Genomic DNA, 20,056 nt, shown 5'->3' with positions numbered 1-20,056 from the left:
GTCAAGCCGGGTTTAGTCGTCAAACTTTGACAATATCGAGGATTTTGGCAGCCAAAGGTGGCTTTATGCGATGAGTTCGCATGCTTTTTCAGACACAGTGGTCAAAAACCGAAGGCATACTGCCTCGATTTTCAACCACAGGCCTGAAAATTCAGAAGGGGCTGGCGCGGATTAATTCCGGCTGGAGATCAGTTGCAAAGCCGCTTTGGCTGCGGCACGTACCTGGTTGGGAGCGGTGCCGCCGATATGGTTGCGAGCAGCCACCGAGCCTTCGAGAGTCAGTACATCAAACACGTCAGCGGTGATGGTGTCGGAGAACTGCTGCAATTCTTCGAGGCTCATCTCGGACAGGTCTTTGTTTTCGGCGATGCCGTAAGCGACAGACTTGCCGACGATCTCATGGGCGTCGCGGAAGGCAACGCCCTTGCGCACCAGGTAGTCGGCCAGATCGGTGGCGGTGGAGAAACCGCGCTTGGCCGCTTCCAGCATGCTGTCTTTCTTGGACTCGATGGCAGGGATCATGTCCGCAAAGGCGCGCAGGCAGTCTTTGACGGTATCCACGGCGTCGAACAGGGGCTCTTTGTCTTCCTGGTTGTCCTTGTTGTAGGCCAGCGGCTGGGATTTCATCAGTGTCAGCAGGCTGATCAGGTGACCGGTGACACGCCCGGTTTTGCCGCGCACCAGCTCGGGTACGTCGGGGTTTTTCTTCTGCGGCATGATGGACGAGCCGGTGCAGAAACGGTCGGGCAGGTTGATAAAGTTAAACTGGGCAGAGGTCCACAGAATCAGCTCTTCGGACATGCGCGACATGTGCGTCAGCAGCAGGCTGGAGAAGGCACAGAATTCAATGGCAAAGTCGCGGTCGGAGACCGAATCGAGGCTGTTGCGGGTAGGCTGGTCAAAGCCCAGCAGCGAAGCGGTCAGGTTGCGATCGATGGGGTAGGTGGTGCCGGCCAGTGCTGCTGCACCCAGAGGCGATTGATTGAGACGCTTGCGGCAATCCATCAGACGGCCGAAGTCCCGCTCCAGCATTTCGTTCCAGGCCAGCAGGTGGTGACCAAAGGTGACTGGCTGGGCGGTTTGCAAGTGGGTAAAGCCCGGCATGATGGTGTCGGCTTCTTTTTCGGCCAGACCGATCATGCCATTTTGCAGGCGGGTCAGCTCGGTGGCAATGGCGTCTATTTCGTCGCGCAGCCAAAGGCGGATATCGGTGGCCACCTGATCGTTGCGCGAGCGGCCCGTGTGCAGTTTTTTGCCGGTGATGCCGATCTTGTCGGTGAGCGCGGATTCGACGTTCATGTGCACGTCTTCCAGTGGAATCGACCACTCCTGCTTGCCGGACTCGATGTTGGCCTGCACTTCTTTCAGGCCGTCAATGATGGCGTCGCGCTCTTCAGCGGTCAGGACGCCGGCGGTCTCCAGCATGGTTGCGTGAGCAATGGAGCCCTGAATATCGTGACGATAAAGGCGCTGATCAAACTGGATGGAAGCTGTAAAGCGCTGTACAAAGGCATCCGTGGGCTCGTTAAAGCGACCGCCCCACTGTTGATTGGTCTTATCGTCCTGGCTCATAAATCATTCTCGTCATATTGTGGATGGAGATTAATGCTGCCTGAAGGTGAAGATGGCGCTGTGTTCCACATCACAGGCGCTTGCCAGACTGTTGCTGACGCTTACATCCAAGGCTAAAAGGCCGCTATTATAGCCCAGTTCGATAATAAATAGGCTTCTGTATGCAAGATTCTCCCGCTACCGGGGTTGAGGTTGAGGTCGATTCGCTGGAGTCAGACACACCACCGTTTTTGCCGGATATGTGTACCCTGCAGGCGGTGTTTCTGCTGGTCATGCTCGGTGAGCTGCTGGCGCTGGCCCTGACGCTGGCGGATTCCGGCCTGGCGGGGTTCGACTGGGAGGGGCTGGGGTTTCGTTCGTTTCTGGTGCAATGGATCGTGTTGCTGAGTGCGGCGCTGTTGTGCCCGCTGCGTTTTCGCCTCTCCCGCCTGCCCCCCTGGGTGGCCGGCAGTGTGTGTTATCTGCTGGTGCTGGGGGTGACTCTGGTTTGCTCCCTGCTGGGGGTTTGGGGCATGGATGGCTGGCAGGAAGAAGATGGCCCGATCTTGCTGGGTAATTTGATCCTGTCGGCGATCTTTGCCGGCATCGTGTTGCGCTACCTGTACGTCCAGCAGCAGTGGAGCAATCAGCAGAAAGCGGAGCTGCGGGCGCGAATTCAGGCCCTGCAGTCACGTATCCATCCCCATTTCCTGTTTAACAGCATGAACAGCATTGCCAGTCTGATCGCCACCCAGCCAGACAAGGCCGAGCGGATGGTTGAAGATCTCTCCTGCCTGTTTCGCGCCAGTCTGGCGGAGCCCGGGCTGGTTCCTCTGCGGGAAGAGCTCGATCTGTGTCGCCAGTATATGGACATTGAACAGATCCGGCTGGGGGATCGCTTGCAAGTGCAGTGGCGGGTCGATACTGCTATCGAGAGTGGTCAGTCTCCCTGTCCTGTCCCCAGTCTGCTGCTGCAGCCGCTGTTGGAAAACGCCATTCAGCATGGCATCCAGTCTCTGGCCGGTGGAGGTCTGGTGACTATTGATATTTCACTGGACGATGGCAGGGTAAACATTCAGATTGCCAACCCAGTGGGGGTTGTTGAAAGCTCGGGCAACGGCAATCAAATGGCACTGGGCAATATTGATCACCGGTTGCAGGCGCATTTCGGACTGGCGTCTGATTTCAGCGTCATCACCGAACCCGCGACCGATGAGCAGCCCGCGCGATTTATCGCCCGTCTCCGTTATCCCTGCAATGGCGGTGGTGCGTGAAGCGGATGCGAGGCCCACGGTTACAGGTAAGAACGGACTGATTTATGGACATCATTATTGTCGATGACGAACCTCTGGCGCGGGATCGCCTGCAGCGCATGCTCAGCGAAGAGACGGACTACCGGGTGGTGGGTGAGGCTGCCAACAGCGAAGAGGCGCTCACCGCTGTACATCAGCTGGATCCGGATTTGGTGCTGCTCGATATCCATATGCCCGGTGACAATGGCCTGCAGGCGGCCCGACTAATGACCGCACTGGACGATCCGCCGGCGGTGATTTTCTGTACCGCCTTTGATCAGCACGCGCTGGATGCGTTTGCGGTGAATGCCCAGGACTACCTGCTCAAGCCAGTGCGCAAGGACAAGCTGTTGCAGGCACTGGACAAGGCTCAGCGTCTCAACCGTGCTCAAAGGCAGAAGCTGACGTCCGCTTCCGCCAGCAGGGCAGATGCGTCAGTGAATGGCCGCAGCCACATCAGCGCCCGTACCCGACGTGGCGTGGAGTTGATCGCCGTGGACAAGGTGTTTTACTTCGCAGCGGATCAAAAATACGTCACGGTTTACCACGAGGGCGGCGAGACGCTGATTGATGACACCCTCAAAGAGCTGGAGAGCGAATTCGGTGATCGCTTTGTGCGAATCCACCGCAATGCGCTGGTGCCGCTGGTGCGGGTCGAAGCCATGGAGAGAAGCCCCACGGGCCAGTTTGAATTGCGCTTGCAGGGCACGGATCTGCGCCCGGTGGTCAGCCGCCGTCATGCCGGTCACCTGCGCGATCTGCTCAGTCGTTTATAAAGGGTGCCGCCTGCATCGGAAAACCGGTTCTGTGTTTGAAAACAAGCAGTAAAAGACCAGCTTTGCTATCATCGCGTCCAGTTACGACCTGTTTACCACCCAAATTACAGAGAAAGAGAGAGCCCATGTCCGATACTCCGCAATCCGGTACCGAAACCCTGCGTATCGCCACCCGTAAAAGTGCTCTGGCGCTGTGGCAGGCGGAATATGTGAAGGCGGAGCTGGAAGCCCATCACCCGGGACTCACCGTCGAGCTGGTGCCCATGGTCAGTCGCGGCGACAAGATCCTGGACGTGCCACTGGCGAAGGTGGGCGGCAAGGGCTTGTTTGTGAAAGAGCTGGAACATGCGCTGATCAATGACGATGCCGATATTGCCGTGCACTCCATGAAAGACGTGCCAATGGAGTTCCCGGAGGGGCTGGGTCTGGCGGTAATCTGTCCACGCGAAGACCCGCGTGACGCTTTTGTTTCCAATCACTTTGACACCCTGGCCGATCTGCCGGCCGGCAGCGTGGTGGGGACCTCGAGCCTGAGACGCCAGTGCCAGGTGCTGGCCAAGCGCCCGGACCTGACGGTGAAATTCCTGAGAGGCAACGTCAATACCCGATTGAAAAAGCTGGATGATGGTGAGTATGACGCCATAATTCTGGCCAGTGCCGGTTTGTTGCGCCTGGAGATGGAAGACCGTATCCGTGAGTACATAGCTCCGGAGTTCTGCCTGCCCGCGGGTGGCCAGGGGGCCGTGGGTATCGAGACCCGGCTGCAGGACGATCGCATTGTCGAGCTGCTCAAGCCCTTACACTGTTCCAGCACCGCCGAAACCGTCACTGCCGAACGCGCCATGAATCGCCGTCTTGAAGGCGGTTGTCAGGTGCCCATCGGCTGTTTTGCCCTGCATGAGGGGGACGACCAGTTGTGGTTGCGCGGTCTGGTGGGCAATCCGGACGGCTCGGTGATGCTGGAGGATGAAATCCGGGGATCGGTTCACGATGCCGAGGCTCTGGGCATACAGCTGGCCGAGCGGCTGCTGGACGCCGGAGCCGGTGACATTCTGAAAGCCGTTTACGGTGAAGAGAACGCCGGGGATCGCACGGGAGAAACCGGTGGCGACGGAGCCTGAGTCCATGACTCCATTGCAGGGATTGCGGGTGTTGATCACCCGACCCGAGGCACAGGCGGGTAACTGGCAGCAACTGTTGGAAAATTCAGGCGCCAGTACCCTGCGCACGCCCCTGATGGCGATCGTTCCCATCGACGCGTCCCGGGCGAAAGCGTATCAAGCCATCAAGAATATTGTGATGGACGCCAGCCTTTACCAGCACGGCATTTTTGTCAGTCAGAACGCAGCGTATTACGGGCTGGACTGGCTGGAACAGTACTGGCCGCAAATGCCCATCGGGCTCAAATTTTACGCCGTTGGCAGTGCCACCGCCCAGTGTCTGCAGCGGGCGGGATACCCGGTGACAGCCGCCGGTGGAACCATGAATTCCGAGGCGCTGCTGGCGTTGCCGGAGCTGCAGGATCTCAGTCACCAGCGGGTGGTCATTTTCCGCGGTTGCGGTGGGCGTCCTTTGCTGGGCGAAGTGTTAAAGGAACGAGGCGCGGTTGTAGACTATTGTGAACTCTATGAGCGGCGCTTTCTCTCCGAAGGGGTTGTGGAAACCCTGAGCACTCACCAGTGGGGGCAGGCCACGGATCTGGTGACGGTGCACAGCGGGGAAACTCTGAAACACTGGCAGGCGATCACAGAGCGCAGCGGCCAAACCCAGTGGAAACAACTAACCTTATTGGTGCCGGGCGAGCGTGTGGCAGCGCAGGCTCGAGAATCGGGCTTTACCAACATTGTTATGGCCGAGAATGCATCGGATGCCTGTATGCTGGAAACGCTGTTGAACTGGCGGTCTGCTGCGGCCCAGCGTTAAACACTTATTAATAACGACGGAACACGTTATGTCCAAGGATAAAAAAGACGAATCATCTGCGGGTCAATCCGACAAGGCTTCTAAACAACCGGCCAGTGTCTCTGCCGAAACCGGCAAGGTGTCGTCGTCGACTCCGGTGGAATCGCCCACTTTATCTGATGCCTCCGGATCCTCCACCAAAACTGCTCCCGCTACAGAGGGGCGCAAAACCCGTGTTCCGCGCTGGATGCTCTTTCTGCTGTTGCTATTGGCTTTTGCCTGTATGGCGCTGGCGTATTTCGGCTGGTATGAACTGGAAGCGCAGATGATTCAGCAACAGCAGCTGGCTCAGAAACTCGAGAAGCAGGAACAGCTGTGGTTTGAAACCCAAAAAGAGATTGGCCAGCTGGATCTGCATCAGAAACAGCAGGTCACCGAGTGGTCGAATCATCTGGACAGTGTCGAACAGCAGGTCGAGCAGCACAGTCGCCGATTGAAAAGCCTGTCCACCACCACCCGCGATGACTGGTTACTGGCCGAAGCTGAATACCTGTTGCGTCTGGCCAATCAGCGCATGTTGATGGAGCGTGGAACGCTCGGCGCACTGGGACTGCTCGAGTCAGCGGATGATATTCTCGCCCAGCTGGATGATTCGGAACTGTTCGGGGTGCGGGATAAACTCAGTCGCGATATTGCCACGCTCAAATTGACTCCCTCGGTGGATCGCAGTGGCTTGTATCTGCAGTTGTCCGCACTGGCCGAGAAGATCGAACAACTGCCGGAATTGCCTCGCGTCCCTGAGGATATTCATCAGGGCGAGGCACCTGTAATCCCGCACGACTCTTCTGAGGGCGGATTAAAGGCATCCAGTTTCTGGACCAGACTGAAAGATCATTTCTGGAACACCATGGATAAATTGAAGCACCAGGTGCGGATCCGTCATCATGATAAGCCGCTTCAACCACTGTTACCGCCGGATGGTGCCCGTTATCTGCGTCAGAACATCCGCTTCAATCTGGAACAGGCGCAATTGGCAATGCTGCGGGAAGAAACCGCTATCTATCGTCAAAGCCTGCAACAGGCTGAAGAACTCTTGCGACAGTATTTTTTCAATCAGCCACAGGCGATGTTGATTGGCGATCAATTGCAGGCATTGAGCGAGAAAGACGTGGTGGTTGTATTGCCTTCCATTTCGGGGTCGCTGTCGGCGTTGCAGGATTACATCGACAAGTTGCATTTGCTGAATGAGAACGCCGGTCGTCCTCAGATAGAGGCGCCCGCTTCCGGGGCTGAAGAGGCCGTGCAACCATGAAATACTTCTTTCTGTTTGTCATCTGTCTGTTGGGCGGCGCCTGGTTTTACCAATGGGCAGAGCACAAATCCAGTTACCTGTTGATTGTGGTGGGTGACACTTCGATTGAAATGAGTGTGTGGTTTGCGCTGGGCTGCCTGGCAGCGGTAGTGATTGTCTGCTGGTTGTTCTACCGTCTGTTTGTCGGCGGTCTTCGCGGTGTCGGTACACAGATCAATCGAGTATTGATCGGATCCGAGCGGCGAGCACAGAGACAAACCTCTTCCGGCTTGCTGAGCTTTATTGAGGGCGACTGGCGCCCCGCGCTGCGACGCCTCAACCGCTCTGCCGCCAACGCTCAGGCTCCGGTGTTGAATTACCTGGCCGCTGCTCGCAGTGCGTATGAGCTGGGTGATCAACAGCAGGCCAACGAGCTGCTGGCAAAAGCCGAGAAGGCCGATCCTGATGCCGGTCTGGCCGTTGCGCTGGCACAGGCACGTATTCAATTGTTGGCGAAAAAATACGAATCCTGTGCGGCAACCTTGGAGCGGGCGAGAAAGTTATCCCCCAAGCATCCGGTGGTACTGGATATTTTGCGTCAGGTGTATGTGCAGTTAAACGATTGGGAGGCGTTGGAAAAAATTCTGCCCCAGTTGCGCAAGCAGAGCACGCTCAGTGATGAAGAGCTGGATCAGCTGACGGAATTGCTCTATCGGAAACTGATTCAAAAAGCCGGCAATGCGGACATGCCACTGGAAGCGGTTCACACGGCCTGGCAGAAAACACCCAGGGCGTTAAAGAGCAAGCCGGGTTTGCTGCTGGAGTATGTCGATATCCTTGAGCGCGAAGGCGAAGCTTCGGAAGCCGAAACCCTGTTGCGCAAGGCTTTGCAGTCGGACTGGGACAATCAGCTGGTGTTGCGCTACGGATTGTTGAAAAACGCCGATGCCAGCAGGCAACTGTTAAAGGCCGAAGGCTGGTTGAAAGAGCGCCCGGGGAACTCGTCACTGATGTTAACTCTGGGGCGTTTGTCCATGCGCAATAAACTGTGGGGCAAGGCCCGGGATTATTTCGACAGCAGCCTGAAAATTCAGGGCAGCCCCGAAGCCTGTGCCGAGATGGCACGTCTGCTGGCGCATATGGGAGAGCACGAGCTGAGTACCGAGTACTACCAAAAAGGTCTGTTAATGACGGCAGAAACCTTGCCCGAATTGCCAATGCCGCATCACTAGCAATCTTCGGATCGATAAACTGTCACGGAAACTTCATACAAACCCTATACAACGTCATGCAGTGTCAGCCGCTACAGAGGTTGGATAAACTCATCACTGTCGGGGATTATTGTGGATGCTACTGATCTGAAGGGAAAAACGGGCCTGCGTCGTATCATCAATGCCTTTGGTTACTCCATGAAAGGTTTTCAGACGGCCTGGGCACACGAGGCCGCGTTCCGTCAGGAGGTGATGTTGTGCGCGGTGCTGATACCCTTTGCGCTGTGGCTGAATGTCTCGGTCATCGAGCGCATTGCCCTGATCGGTGTGTTGGCGATTGTGATTATCGTTGAACTGATCAACAGTGCGATTGAAGCCGCTGTCGATCGTATCGGGCCGGAATCTCACTACCTCAGCGGCGCCGCAAAAGATCTGGGTTCTGCGGCGGTACTGGTGGCCATAACGTTAACGGCTTTCGTCTGGGGCTCGGTGCTGTGGGATGTCCTTGCCCGCACGATGTAAAGACCGCATTTCTGCCAGCCAAACGTCTGCGTTCCTTTCAGGTTTCAAACTTCACCGAGTGTCGATGAATCGAGTCCCGGTGCCAGACAAACCCTTCCACATAGTAGTGAAACAGCGACACCACAAACACGAGTTGCAAGCCCAGCTGCATATTGAAGGGCAAACTGTTGCTGCGGTCCGGGGCGTAGTACTCCTGTAAAAAGCAATCGGTATTGCCCTTTGGGTAAAAACCCAGTGCGGTATCGAGCAGATAGGCACCGCACTCCATGAAATTGGCTAAAAATACAGCCAGTATCGGACATAGGAACAGTGGTGACAGTGGCAGGAACGATAAAAACCGGTAGATGTAATTGTGCTTCTGTTCCCGGTTGCGGTTTTGGTCGTGCACGCTGTAGATGATAAAGGCGGTGATGTCATGAACGAACCGCGGTATCGCAATCACAAAAAAGTCATAATCCAGCAGCAAAAATAGATAGGCAGCGACAATCATCAACAGATTGCTGTGCATGTATTTCTTGCCAAGCCGGCTTTTTGACTGACGGCAGAGAAGAATGCCCTGAATCGTAGTCAGCACGACAAAAATGCCGGTCACTATGACGGCGAGATCATCGCCATCCACTCCGGCGATTTCCGTTCTTCTGAGAATGACTTTTCCAAACACTGACATGTACATCAAGGTGCCAGCCACGGTGGCACAGCCGCGAAACCATTCGTAGCGTTGCGAACGGGCAGTTTTCATCAAGGCCATGCCAATGCCGAATTGCTGGGAGAACACATGGTGCATGGTGTAAGTGGCAAGAAAAAAGAAAAACGCGTAGTACACCGTGCGGGCGTCGGACTTTGACAGTAGCAGAGGGGCGAGGTAGTTGACGGACAAGACCAGAGCGATAATGGCGCTCAGCCCAGTGATGAAACGCCGCCGGTAAAAGCTCAGGTACTCTTTGTCGGCCAGGGTCACCATGCTGGAAACGATATGAGGGAAGTTAAATATGATGGCCCAGAACAGCAAGTTGGCCGGGTTGCTGGGCAGCCAGATGTCGCGCAATTGGTGTTCCAGAAAAACACCATCCAGCACAGCCGTGATAATACACAGTGGGACAATCAGATAGAGTGAAAGCAGTACGGATCCCTTAACCCGATAAGTTTGTTCTGTCATTGACAGGACCGCAGTATTCATAAATACATCTCTTTATTATTGTTAGGTCAGTCGTCGCCCGAAGTGAGAAAGATCCACCGGTGCGATAGCGTTAACCTATGTATCTGGGCGCTTGGGTACAAGCCATCAGAGCTTAACTTACTCACAGATTGGCCAGTCTTGTAACTAGTGATACAGCGGATAGGGAATGGGATGCAGGAATGAAATCTTATGTGTCAAACGGAAGGTCGGTCAAACCGATGATCAATAGAGAAGTCAAAGCCAACCGGCGACGGCATTAACGCATTGGGTGAGATCAGAAAGGATAGCCAGGCGGGCAGATGGGGTGTGCCCGCGTGCACGGGCTACCCGAAGATTACTTCTTGCTGGCGGCTTTAAAGGCGCGGATTTCACTGTTGAATTTGCCTGCCAGAGTCTCCTCTGCAGTAACAGCGGCGTTGTAGGTATCAGCCAGTTGAGTGAAGTTTTTCTGTGCAGCGGCCATGTCTTCTTTGCTGCCTTCTTTCAGGGTCGCCTTGATGGCTTCCATTTCCTTGCCGATACACTCAAGGTAGGCGGCATTGGCTTTCTGGAACTCACCAACCGCTGCTTTGCCAGCCAGCATTTCGTCCATCGTTGCCTTGGAGCCGTCAGGCATTTCAGGGACGGTCGGGTTTGAGCATTCGGCAAAGCTGTAGCTGCTGCCCATTACGAGGCACAAAAGTGCAATTTTTATTGGATTCATAAAGTTCACCTCGATTGAGTGGAATAGTAGGTAACCGTAGCAGGACACGCTAAAACTGCCAAGTGTGCGATTCACAGTCTGGTGGACGTGCACAGCGTCTGAGGCTTGGCTGGACGGGGCCGGGAGCCGCGACGCTGTTTATCGTGCTTTCCTACAGACCCAGAGAATCCCACATCTCGTCCACCCTGTGTTTGACGGCCTGATCCATTTCAATGGGTTCGCCCCATTCGCGATCCGTTTCACCGGGCCATTTGTTGGTGGCATCCATTCCCATTTTGGAGCCCAGCCCGGAAACGGGCGAGGCAAAATCCAGGTAGTCGATGGGCGTATTGTCTACCAGAGTGGTGTCGCGAATGGGATCCATGCGCGTGGTCATGGCCCAGATCACGTCCTTCCAGTCACGGGCGTTCACATCATCGTCAGTGACAATCACAAACTTGGTGTACATAAACTGGCGCAAAAATGACCAGACCCCCATCATCACCCGTTTGGCGTGTCCCGGATACTGCTTCTTCATGGTGACCACCGCCATGCGGTAGGAGCAGCCCTCAGGCGGCAGGTAGAAGTCGACAATTTCCGGAAACTGCTTTTTCAGGATGGGGACAAACACTTCGTTCAACGCAACACCCAATATGGCGGGCTCATCCGGTGGACGCCCGGTGTAGGTGCTGTGATATATGGGGTCCTTGCGATGGGTGATGGTTTCCACGGTAAACACCGGAAAGCGATCGACCTCATTGTAGTAACCGGTGTGATCGCCAAACGGTCCTTCGTCGGCCATGTCATCGGGATAGATATGACCTTCCAGCACGTACTCTGCCGAGGCGGGCACCTGCAGATCACTCAACTTGCTTTTCACAACTTCGGTTTTGTCGCCGCGCAGCAGCCCGGCAAACCCATACTCGCTGAGCGTGTCGGGTACCGGTGTCACTGCGCCGAGTATGGTCGCAGGGTCAGCTCCGAGCGCCACGGAAACGGGATAGGGTTTGCCGGGGTTCTGTTGCTGCCATTCGCGAAAATCCAGCGCACCGCCCCGGTGTGAGAGCCAGCGCATGATCAGGCGATTTTTACCGATCAACTGCATGCGGTAGATGCCGAGATTTTGCCGCTCCTTGTGAGGGCCGCGGGTCACCACCAGAGGCCAGGTGACCAGTGGTCCGGCATCGCCGGGCCAGCAGGTCTGAATCGGCAACTGATACAGATCCACTTGATCCTTGTCGATCACCACCTGCTGGCAGGCGGCTTTGCTGACCTGTTTGGGACCCATGTTCAGGACTTGCTTGAAGATGGGCATTTTTTGCCAGGCATCCTTCAGGCCTTTGGGTGGCTCGGGTTCTTTCAGAAAGGCCAGCAACTCCCCCACTTCCCTAAGGGCTTCTACCGACTCTTCTCCCATGCCCAGAGCCACACGTTCGGCGGTGCCAAACAGATTGGCCAGTACCGGCGTGTTGTAACCGACAGGGTTTTCAAACAACAGGGCCGGGCCGCCGGCGCGCAGCGTGCGGTCGCAGATTTCGGTCATCTCGAGGTTGGGATCGACGGGAACCTTGATTCGTTTCAGCTCGCCCCGCTTTTCCAGCATGGCAATAAAGTCTCGCAGGTCTCGGTATTTCATAATGGCTTCTGGCATTGCGCGTAAAGGCAGTATTGTACGGGAATCGAGTGGGTGACGGAAACGTCCGGCTTGCAGTCGGATTGGGTTAGACTTAGTCTTTGACAGGTGATGACATTTGGCGGTTAGGTCTCGAAGTCGGACATCACCCTAAAAATATCAGCAGGAACAGGAAGTCTGGATGATCGATTTTGTCGCAGTAAGCAAACAGTTGGCGCTGGACTATGGCAATGCCCTGCTGATCATCTTGTTGTCAGCTGGTTTACTCAAACTGTTGCGAATGCGTTCTGCGGTGCAATCCAAAAGTCATCGTTTTCGCAATCAGTTGATGGCGATTGTGCTGGTGTTGCTGACGGGCCTGGGGTTGGTGCTCACACTGCCCATGGACAGCGGTACTCGAGGACAACTGCTGACCTTGATGGGGTTGGTTTTTACCGCAGTTCTGACCTTGTCATCCCCTACGGTGGCGGCTAACGCGATGGCGGGTTTCATGCTGCGTTCGGAGAGCAAGTTTTCGCCGGGAGATTTTATTCAGGTCGAGACCTATTTTGGTCGCGTGACAGAGCAGGGGTTGTTCCACACAGAAATTCAAACCGAAGATCGTGACCTGCTCAGCGTTCCCAATTTGTTTCTGTCCTCTCATCCAATCAAAGTGGTTCACGCGGATGGCACAGTGGTCTCTGCGGAAGTGACCCTGGGATACGATATCGATCATCATCTGATCGAAGCCATGTTGTTGCAGGCCGCGGAAGATGCCTCTCTTGAAGAGCCATTTGTCTATGTGATGGATCTTGGAGATTACTCGGTGAAGTATCGGGTGGCGGGCTTTCTGCGGGAGGTGAAGCAGTTGTTGTCGGCCCGCTCTCTGTTGCGCAAAAAAATGATGGATCGCCTGCACGAACAGAATATTGAAATTGTCTCGCCGGCGTTTATGAATCAGCGTCAGGTCAAAGAAGAAGTGATTCCCGAGCGCTCATTTGTTATCGCCGACAATGGCACACAGCCGGAGCCGGAAAATTTGATTTTTGACAAGGCTGAACGAGCACAACAGCTGAACGAGTTAAAAGAAAGCTACGCTGAACTGAAGCAGGAACTCAAAAGCCTGGATGAAAATGGCGAAAAAAGCAAAGACGAAACCGACGTGTTGAAAGCGCGTAAATTGCGACGCCTGAAAGCGTTGAAGCGAGCGATTTCGGTTTTGGATGAGGCTGGCACAGAGACCAAAAAAAGCCGCGAGTGATCAAAATCAATCGCGGCTTTCAGGGGTAGATCGCTTAACGGCTACCGTTAAAAAGTGTAGTTGATTGAGAACGACAACAATTCGGCATCGCCATGAGTTGAGCCTGAGAATGTAGTGCCCAGACTGGATGTTTCAGTCAGATCCACCTCTTCGCCGTCCAGATAAGTGGCTGCGAAATCAACGCTCAGATGTTGATCGTAGCGATAGGTAAAGCCAGCGCTGTACCAGATGCGATCTGTATCCGGGATGCTCAGTGAACGATACTCGGCCGATACGGCGCTCTCGTCATAGGCCAGTCCTAGGCGTGCAGTCCAGTTTTTGTTGAACTCGTAAGTGGTGCCGATGCTGTAGCGCATATTGTCTTCAAAGTTTTCGTCTTTCAGATGCTGTTGGGTGCCATCATCGAAATCCACTTCCAGTGACTCAAATACGCTCCAGTCGGTCCACTGAACACTGGCGGAAATATTCCAGGCGGGTGTCAGCTGGTAAACACCAGACAGCTCGGCACCGGCTGGGAGATCCAGATCCAGAGAACCACCCTGGTTGAATGCAGGGCTGATGTCGGAGGTTGAATCACCTTCCAGCGTCAGTTCCACTTCACTGCGATAGGCCAGGCCCAGACGCAGGGCATCAGTGGCCTCCCATGTGGCGCCAACGTTCCAGCCCCATGAGGTGTCGTCGCCTTCCAGTTTCAAAATCTGTGAACCTTTGGCAATTGGCGCTGGGGCGAAAGGAAATGGAACATCCAAGGGTACTGCGGTGCCAAAGGTTGCATCGGCTTTCACCAGACTGAGTCCAAGGCCGAGACTGATGGTGTCAGTCAGTTTATAGGCAACGCTGGGGTTGATGTTATAAGTGATAATCTCGGCTTCATCGGCCAGATCGGCGCCATTGTAATCGTTGCCGAAATCGGTGCTCAGGCCAAAGTGAGAATTGAGGGACAGGCCCCAGCTCCAGCGGTCGTTGATGGGTTGGACCAGATAGGCATTGGGTACCCAGGCGGAAGGTGCAAAATCTTCTTCGTCGGCATTGGCGGTAGCCAGTCCGCCCAGGTAGCTGACCTCACCTTCTGCATCGACTTCAGGGTTAACGTGTGTGACACCGGCAGAAATACTGAGGCTGTCAAAGCGCGTGGCCAGCGCCGGGTTGCGGGCAATGGCTGCAGCATTGTCGCCATAAGCAGCTTCACCGGCAAAGGCGCGCCCGAGTCCTGCAGCACTGTGTTCGTTGAGCTGGAAGCCGGCGGCGTGAACCTGGGAGGCAAAAGGGGCGCCGACAGTCATAGCCGCCAGCAGCAGGCTGCGGGTATTCAGGTGTTTCATCATTACTTCTTCTCTCTACATCAAAAGCGTTAGGTTTTTGTGTCGTTTTCCGGAGCTGCGGATGGTGACATCGGAGCGCCCCTGTTTATTTTGCGGCGATTCTATAGAAACGGGTGTCAGGAAGTAAATGTAGACGCCTGAGAGCCTGGGAGGAAAACTTCATCACATTTCAGATATATCGAAATAGACTTAGCGGTCATTTTGATAATCTGTCTGCTGTTATCATTTTGGATTGAAGTTTTCCCTGTCTGCTGAGATGACTCTGTGGTCGGAAATTGATGGGTGGGGCTGTCAGGCACGCAATATTTTTGGTGCCTTGGGTGGTTTTGCAAAAGAATGCCTTCGTAATGTGTAAAATTCCAAACATAAAAAAACCCTGCCGGAGCAGGGTCTTTCGGTCGCATGACGCGTGCAGGAGCGGCGTTCTATTGCCCCGCTCTGCGTTTCTTTATTTGCGTTTCATGGACAGGAAAAACTCTTCGTTGGACTTGTAATCCTTGAGTTTGTCGACCAGAAATTCCGTGGCTGCAACGTCTTCCATATCGTGCAACAGTTTGCGCAGGATCCACACGCGTTGCAGTTCATCTTCGCGCATCAGCAGATCTTCGCGACGGGTGCCGGAGCGGCGAACGTTGATGGCCGGGTAGACACGCTTTTCGGAGATCTTGCGATCCAGGTGCAGCTCCTGGTTACCGGTACCTTTAAATTCTTCAAAGATAACTTCGTCCATTTTGGAGCCGGTGTCTACCAGAGCGGTGGCAACGATAGACAGGCTGCCGCCCTCTTCAATGTTACGGGCTGCGCCGAAGAAACGTTTCGGGCGTTCCAGTGCATGAGCGTCGACACCACCGGTCAAGACTTTACCGGATGACGGTACGATGGTGTTGTATGCGCGTGCCAGACGGGTAATGGAGTCGAGCAGGATGATGACGTCTTTTTTGTGTTCGACCAGACGTTTGGCTTTTTCGATAACCATTTCGGCCACTTGCACGTGACGTGCGGGTGGCTCGTCGAACGTTGAGGCAACCACTTCACCGCGAACCGAGCGCTGCATTTCGGTAACTTCTTCCGGACGTTCATCAATCAGCAGTACGATCAGATGACACTCGGGGTTGTTGCGGGTAATCGCCTGAGCAATATTTTGCATCATGATCGTTTTACCGGCTTTGGGCGGTGCAACGATCAGGCCGCGCTGACCTTTACCAATGGGAGCGATCAGGTCGATGATACGACCGGTCAGATCTTCTGTAGAACCGTTACCGGCTTCCAGTACCATGCGTTCGTTGGGGAACAGTGGTGTCAGGTTTTCAAACAGAATTTTGTTTTTGGAGTTTTCCGGTTTGTCGAAGTTAATCTGGTTAACTTTGAGCATGGCAAAGTAGCGTTCGCCGTCTTTGGGCGGGCGGATCTTGCCTTCGATGGTGTCGCCGGTGCGCAGGTTAAAGCGACGGATCTGGCTGGGCGAGACGTAAATGTCGTCGGGGCCGGCCAGGTAAGAACTGTCTGAAGAGCGCAGGAAACCAAAGCCGTCTTGAAGAATTTCCAGTACACCATCACCGTAGATGTCTTCACCGCTTTTGGCGTGGCGTTTCAAAATATTAAAAATAATGTCCTGCTTGCGTGAGCGAGCCAGGTTTTCCATGCCCATTTCTTTGGCAATGGCGATAAGTTCTTCAATGGGTTTGGTTTTCAGATCGGTTAAATTCATAAGTTTTTATTGAGACTGTTTGCGTCTGTCGGGGAATGGGTGAAATAGAAAGCGATAAGGCAGCACCAATAAATGATGTGTATGGAGAATGATTGGATGGCTTATGTCTTGAATCGCTGGTTTAAATGTTCCGTGTAGGTTCATCTGTTCGATAAGTACATAAATTGATCAACACAAGACCTGATGGTCAAACACAATTTTGCTTATCGTTTTTCTCTGCTTGTTTTCAGACCTGCTTTGAGACTTGAGTATTTACTGGAATCCCCAGAGTACTGTTCCAGCGATCGATAGAGTGATCCCGGGAGAATCAGCGTATGGCGAATGGTAGATACAGAAGTCGTAAAAGAAGGTTTTGGAATTATGTCCGGTCGGGTGTAACAGCTGTTTTCCTTGTTGAGTCCAACTTATTCTGATTCATTCCAGCTCAGAGAGAGCGGTTGTAACAGTGAGCTGAGGCAAGGTGACAGGCCGAGCGACCGAATTGATGTGCTGAGTATAGCGAGAAAAATCAAGCTGTGCAAAATTAAAACAGCAGTTGAAGCACTTTTTTCTGTATCCGTGTGACACGAAGTACAAATTGCTATGGGGATGCTGCGGGCCCTGGTCGCTTCCCTGCCCTGAAAAGCGCCGATCAAACGGCGGCTCTCAGGGCAGGGAATCTGTCTTACAGGCTGCTGTCGATGAACTCAACCAGCTGGGCTTTGGACAGAGCACCTACCTTGGTAGCTTCGGCGTTGCCGCCTTTGAAAATGATCAGGGTAGGAATACCGCGGATGTTGAATTTGCCAGGAGTGCCCTGGTTGGCATCAACGTCCATTTTGCAGATTTTGATTTTACCGTCGTATTCGCCGGACAGTTCATCCAGTACGGGGGCAATCATTTTGCATGGGCCACACCATTCTGCCCAGAAATCCACCAATACCGGACCTTCTGCGTTAAGGACTTCGGCCTCAAAGCTGGCATCTGTTACGTGAACGATGCTGTTACTCATAATGCTTCTCCTGAGAGTGACGGTTGCGAGTCTGCCCGAAAAGCAGATAATCACGAAATAAAGACCACGGATGATAATAACTGAGGCTTCAACACTCAAGCTCGGAAAGAGATTGGGGGGTGTTTTCGTGCAAATAAAGGGTTATTGGTGCCAGTGGGGCTTAGTTGAGGGGTCTGGGAGGACGGCGGAATCCTCTAGTTGTAGGTAGAGGTTGCCTGCTCGGCGGATTTGGACAGCCCCAGTTTTTCGAAGGCGATACTCAGTTCCTCGTGGGTGATGGGCTTGCTGAGGAAGTAGTTCATCCCGCTGGCGAAGACCAGTTCCTTGTGCTCCTCCATGGCGTGTGCGGTCAGTGCAACAATGGGGGTTGCTGCCAGACCGTGATCCTGTTCGTGGGTGCGAATCCGGCGGGTGGCTTCAAAGCCGTCCATTTCGGGCATTTCACAGTCCATCAGAATAAGGTCGAAAGGCTTTTCCGAATGTGTACACAGCTCCCAGGCTTCACGTCCGTTTTCAACCATCGTTGGCTCGATCTTCAATTTGCCCAGCAGGCCTTTGATCACCAGGCGGTTGACGGCGTTATCTTCCGCTACCAGTACCCGTAGGTTGGAGAAGTTGGCGGAGGTGGCGGATTGTGGTTCTAGCGCGGTGAGGTGCTGGCCGTGACCCAGCTGGTCGGCCATCAGATCGCGCAGTTTTTTCGGTGAAACCGGTTTACGCAGCACCTTTTTAATGTGTCTTTCTGCCAGAACATCGTGATTAAACTGATTGTCAGATGCCGTCAGCAGGAACAGGTGCGCCGGATAATCAGGGTGACGTTTGAGCAGGCTCGCTGCCAGCTCGATACCGTCCAGGTCGCTGAGACGATAGTCGAGGGAGATGAAATTGAAGTCGGGCTGACCGCTGGCGCGGCGGTTGCTGATGATCTTCAGGCACTCTTCGGCGGTGTGGGCGGTGACCACGTGCATACCCCAGCTCTGCCCGTGGTAGGACAGCACCTCGCACAGCGCCAGATTGTCTTCAACGATCAGCAGGTGCTTGCCCGCCAGTGACGGTACCACTCGCGAGCGGCCAAGCGGCATGTCGGCCAGATCAAACTGAGCCGTAAACCAGAAGGTTGAACCCTCCCCTTCAATACTGTCGACGCCCACTTCTCCGCCCATCAGTTCTGCCAGACGCTTGCAGATGGCCAGTCCCAGACCCGTGCCGCCGTATTTGCGAGTGGTTGAGCTGTCGGCCTGGCTGAAGGACCGAAACAGTTTTTCCTGGGTTTCGCTGGGAATGCCGATGCCGCTGTCAGTGATGGAGAAGCGGATCATGGGGTGATCCAGATCGGATTCTGCAACGCGCTGGGCTTTGACGCAGATACAACCTTCACTGGTGAATTTAAAGGCGTTGCCAATCAGGTTAATCAGAACCTGACGCAGGCGGGTGGGATCACCGAGAATGTGTATCGGCGTGGTGGGGGTGACGCTGCCCACCAGTTCGATGCCGCGTTTGTTGGCGGTAGCGCCGAACAGTTGAATGCAGTCCTCAATCAGTTCTTCCAGATTAAACGAGACCGCTTCCAGCTCGAGCTTGCCAGCTTCAATTTTCGAGTAATCGAGGATGTCATTGATGATGGTCAGCAGGGTTTCGCCGGAGCGGTGAATCACTTCCAGATAGTGTTTCTGGTTGTCGTTCAGCGGGGTGTCGCGCAGCAGTTCCACCATACCGATGACACCGTTCATGGGGGTGCGGATTTCGTGACTCATGGTCGCGAGGAACTGGCTCTTGGCTTTGTTGGCCTGTTCGGCAGCGGCCTGTTCGCGGCGACTTAGCAGCTTTTCCTCTTTGGCAGCCATCAATGCGGTTTCAACCGTGCGGCGTTTTTCAATATCCTCCAGCAGGGATTCGCGCATCTGGTTGATGGCCGAGACCACATTGTCGAGTTCGTCGGGCGGACTGTCGATGGGCTTTTTGCGTTTCAGACGGAGGCCGACACCGAGATTTTCCAGACTCAGTTGGCGGGCGTAGGAAGCAATGGTATCCATGTGATGAGTGAGCAGTGCGCGCACCAGCAATAGAATGAACAGACACACAATCAGGGTGGTGCTTGCCTGAACCAGACCAATATAACCGGCACGCTGCCAGAGCTTCTGGTTTACCCGCTCGAGACTGGCGGTGACAATCAGGGTGCCGAGGGTTTGTTGGGCATCCTCATCGGCGGTCGGATTTCCTGAGCCGTTGTTGCTGTTGCCACTTTTGGCGATGCTGTTAACCGGTCCGCTGGCGCTGGGGGTGTAAATGAGAGGGTATTCCTTGACCAGTACGTCCTGCGTGACCCGGTCAACCTCTTCAATGCCCAGTTCCATGTCCAGTGCACTGGCGACCATGGCCTGTTCCTGATTGTTCCAGTCTTTCCAGACGACGGTAACCTGCACCACGTCTTCCACTTCCAGCACGCTGTGTATCTGAACGTTCAGTTGTTCTTCGTCAAAGCTCCAGAGGCTTTTGGTGATGCTGGGCAAGGTGCTGATGCGCACCTGATCGAGGCGCTTGCGCAATTCGGAAACATCGTCGTGGTAACTGTAATAGAGTTGCAACAGGGTGCCGCCTATTGCAAACAAGGTGCTGGTCAACAGGATCAGCGCCATCAGTCTGGTCGCGATCGGGTTGCGGTGTCGGTAATCTCTCAATTTAGACATGGCAGTCCGGAGTGTACCTAATACTCGTCGTACAGTGTTATGTATTGTTTGCAATCGCCTGTGGGTGAGTA

General features: G+C 54.5%; 16 protein-coding genes. 8 read left to right on the top strand and 8 right to left on the bottom strand.

The genetic code is table 11. The features are described 5' to 3' along the window. Positions 1–171: 171 nt before the first annotated feature. The gene (argH, locus tag KOI40_RS01755) at positions 172–1,572 is read right to left on the bottom strand and encodes an argininosuccinate lyase (RefSeq protein WP_216095715.1); all 1,401 of its coding nucleotides are present in this window, start codon (positions 1,570–1,572) and stop codon (positions 172–174) included. A 161-nt stretch (positions 1,573–1,733) separates the two neighbouring features. Between argH and KOI40_RS01750 the strand changes: the two genes are divergently transcribed. The 7 genes from KOI40_RS01750 (at position 1,734) to KOI40_RS01720 (ending at position 8,545) form a co-directional block, all read left to right on the top strand. Beyond that, positions 1,734–2,825, top strand: coding sequence for a sensor histidine kinase (locus KOI40_RS01750; protein WP_216095714.1), 1,092 nt, complete (start codon positions 1,734–1,736; stop codon positions 2,823–2,825). Positions 2,826–2,869: 44 nt separating this feature from the next. Next, entirely contained in the window at positions 2,870–3,619 is a 750-nt protein-coding gene (locus KOI40_RS01745; protein ID WP_216095713.1) for a LytR/AlgR family response regulator transcription factor, read from the top strand. 125 nt (positions 3,620–3,744) lie between these two features. Beyond that, positions 3,745–4,740 (top strand): hydroxymethylbilane synthase, encoded by a 996-nt coding sequence (gene hemC, locus KOI40_RS01740; protein WP_216095712.1) that lies wholly within the window; start codon positions 3,745–3,747, stop codon positions 4,738–4,740. 4 nt (positions 4,741–4,744) lie between these two features. Further along, a complete protein-coding gene (locus KOI40_RS01735) occupies positions 4,745–5,542 on the top strand; it encodes a uroporphyrinogen-III synthase (protein WP_216095711.1) in 798 nt (265 codons plus the stop codon). A gap of 28 nt (positions 5,543–5,570) precedes the next feature. Next, complete coding sequence (locus KOI40_RS01730) at positions 5,571–6,833, top strand: uroporphyrinogen-III C-methyltransferase (protein ID WP_216095710.1); 1,263 nt, start codon at positions 5,571–5,573, stop codon at positions 6,831–6,833. Then, entirely contained in the window at positions 6,830–8,044 is a 1,215-nt protein-coding gene (locus tag KOI40_RS01725; RefSeq protein ID WP_216095709.1) for a heme biosynthesis HemY N-terminal domain-containing protein, read from the top strand. Before KOI40_RS01730 ends, KOI40_RS01725 begins: the two co-directional genes overlap by 4 nt. A gap of 111 nt (positions 8,045–8,155) precedes the next feature. Next, positions 8,156–8,545, top strand: coding sequence for a diacylglycerol kinase (locus KOI40_RS01720; protein WP_439653219.1), 390 nt, complete (start codon positions 8,156–8,158; stop codon positions 8,543–8,545). A gap of 37 nt (positions 8,546–8,582) precedes the next feature. On the opposite strand, the gene KOI40_RS01715 is transcribed toward KOI40_RS01720, so the two are convergent. The 3 genes from KOI40_RS01715 to ubiD form a co-directional block, all read right to left on the bottom strand. Beyond that, positions 8,583–9,722 (bottom strand): hypothetical protein, encoded by a 1,140-nt coding sequence (locus KOI40_RS01715; protein ID WP_216095708.1) that lies wholly within the window; start codon positions 9,720–9,722, stop codon positions 8,583–8,585. Positions 9,723–10,056: 334 nt separating this feature from the next. Then, positions 10,057–10,425 carry a hypothetical protein gene (locus KOI40_RS01710; RefSeq protein ID WP_216095707.1) on the bottom strand — a complete coding sequence of 123 codons (369 nt, stop codon included), beginning with the start codon at positions 10,423–10,425 and terminating at the stop codon, positions 10,057–10,059. 151 nt (positions 10,426–10,576) lie between these two features. Continuing rightward, the gene (gene ubiD, locus KOI40_RS01705) at positions 10,577–12,040 is read right to left on the bottom strand and encodes a 4-hydroxy-3-polyprenylbenzoate decarboxylase (protein WP_216095706.1); all 1,464 of its coding nucleotides are present in this window, start codon (positions 12,038–12,040) and stop codon (positions 10,577–10,579) included. A gap of 178 nt (positions 12,041–12,218) precedes the next feature. On the opposite strand from ubiD, the gene KOI40_RS01700 reads away from it, so the two are divergent. Continuing rightward, positions 12,219–13,277 (top strand): mechanosensitive ion channel family protein, encoded by a 1,059-nt coding sequence (locus KOI40_RS01700; RefSeq protein ID WP_216095705.1) that lies wholly within the window; start codon positions 12,219–12,221, stop codon positions 13,275–13,277. A 47-nt stretch (positions 13,278–13,324) separates the two neighbouring features. Here KOI40_RS01700 and KOI40_RS01695 read toward each other — a convergent pair whose 3' ends face one another. From KOI40_RS01695 to KOI40_RS01680, 4 genes are all read right to left on the bottom strand, one after another. Continuing rightward, positions 13,325–14,602 (bottom strand): OmpP1/FadL family transporter, encoded by a 1,278-nt coding sequence (locus tag KOI40_RS01695; RefSeq protein ID WP_216095704.1) that lies wholly within the window; start codon positions 14,600–14,602, stop codon positions 13,325–13,327. Positions 14,603–15,047: 445 nt separating this feature from the next. Continuing rightward, positions 15,048–16,307, bottom strand: a complete 1,260-nt coding sequence (rho, locus tag KOI40_RS01690; RefSeq protein WP_216095703.1) for a transcription termination factor Rho — start codon at positions 16,305–16,307, stop codon at positions 15,048–15,050. A 664-nt stretch (positions 16,308–16,971) separates the two neighbouring features. Continuing rightward, positions 16,972–17,298, bottom strand: a complete 327-nt coding sequence (gene trxA / locus KOI40_RS01685) for a thioredoxin TrxA (protein ID WP_216095702.1) — start codon at positions 17,296–17,298, stop codon at positions 16,972–16,974. 194 nt (positions 17,299–17,492) lie between these two features. Then, positions 17,493–19,985: a hybrid sensor histidine kinase/response regulator gene (locus KOI40_RS01680; RefSeq protein ID WP_216095701.1), complete on the bottom strand. Its 2,493-nt coding sequence runs from the start codon at positions 19,983–19,985 to the stop codon at positions 17,493–17,495. Positions 19,986–20,056 lie beyond the last annotated feature (71 nt).

It is taken from the genome of Pseudomaricurvus albidus (assembly GCF_018863235.1).
Taxonomy (GTDB): Bacteria; Pseudomonadota; Gammaproteobacteria; order Pseudomonadales; family Cellvibrionaceae; genus Pseudomaricurvus; species Pseudomaricurvus albidus.
The sequence above is the reverse complement of the archived record's forward strand: the minus strand, read 5'-3'. Positions and strand labels throughout refer to the sequence as shown.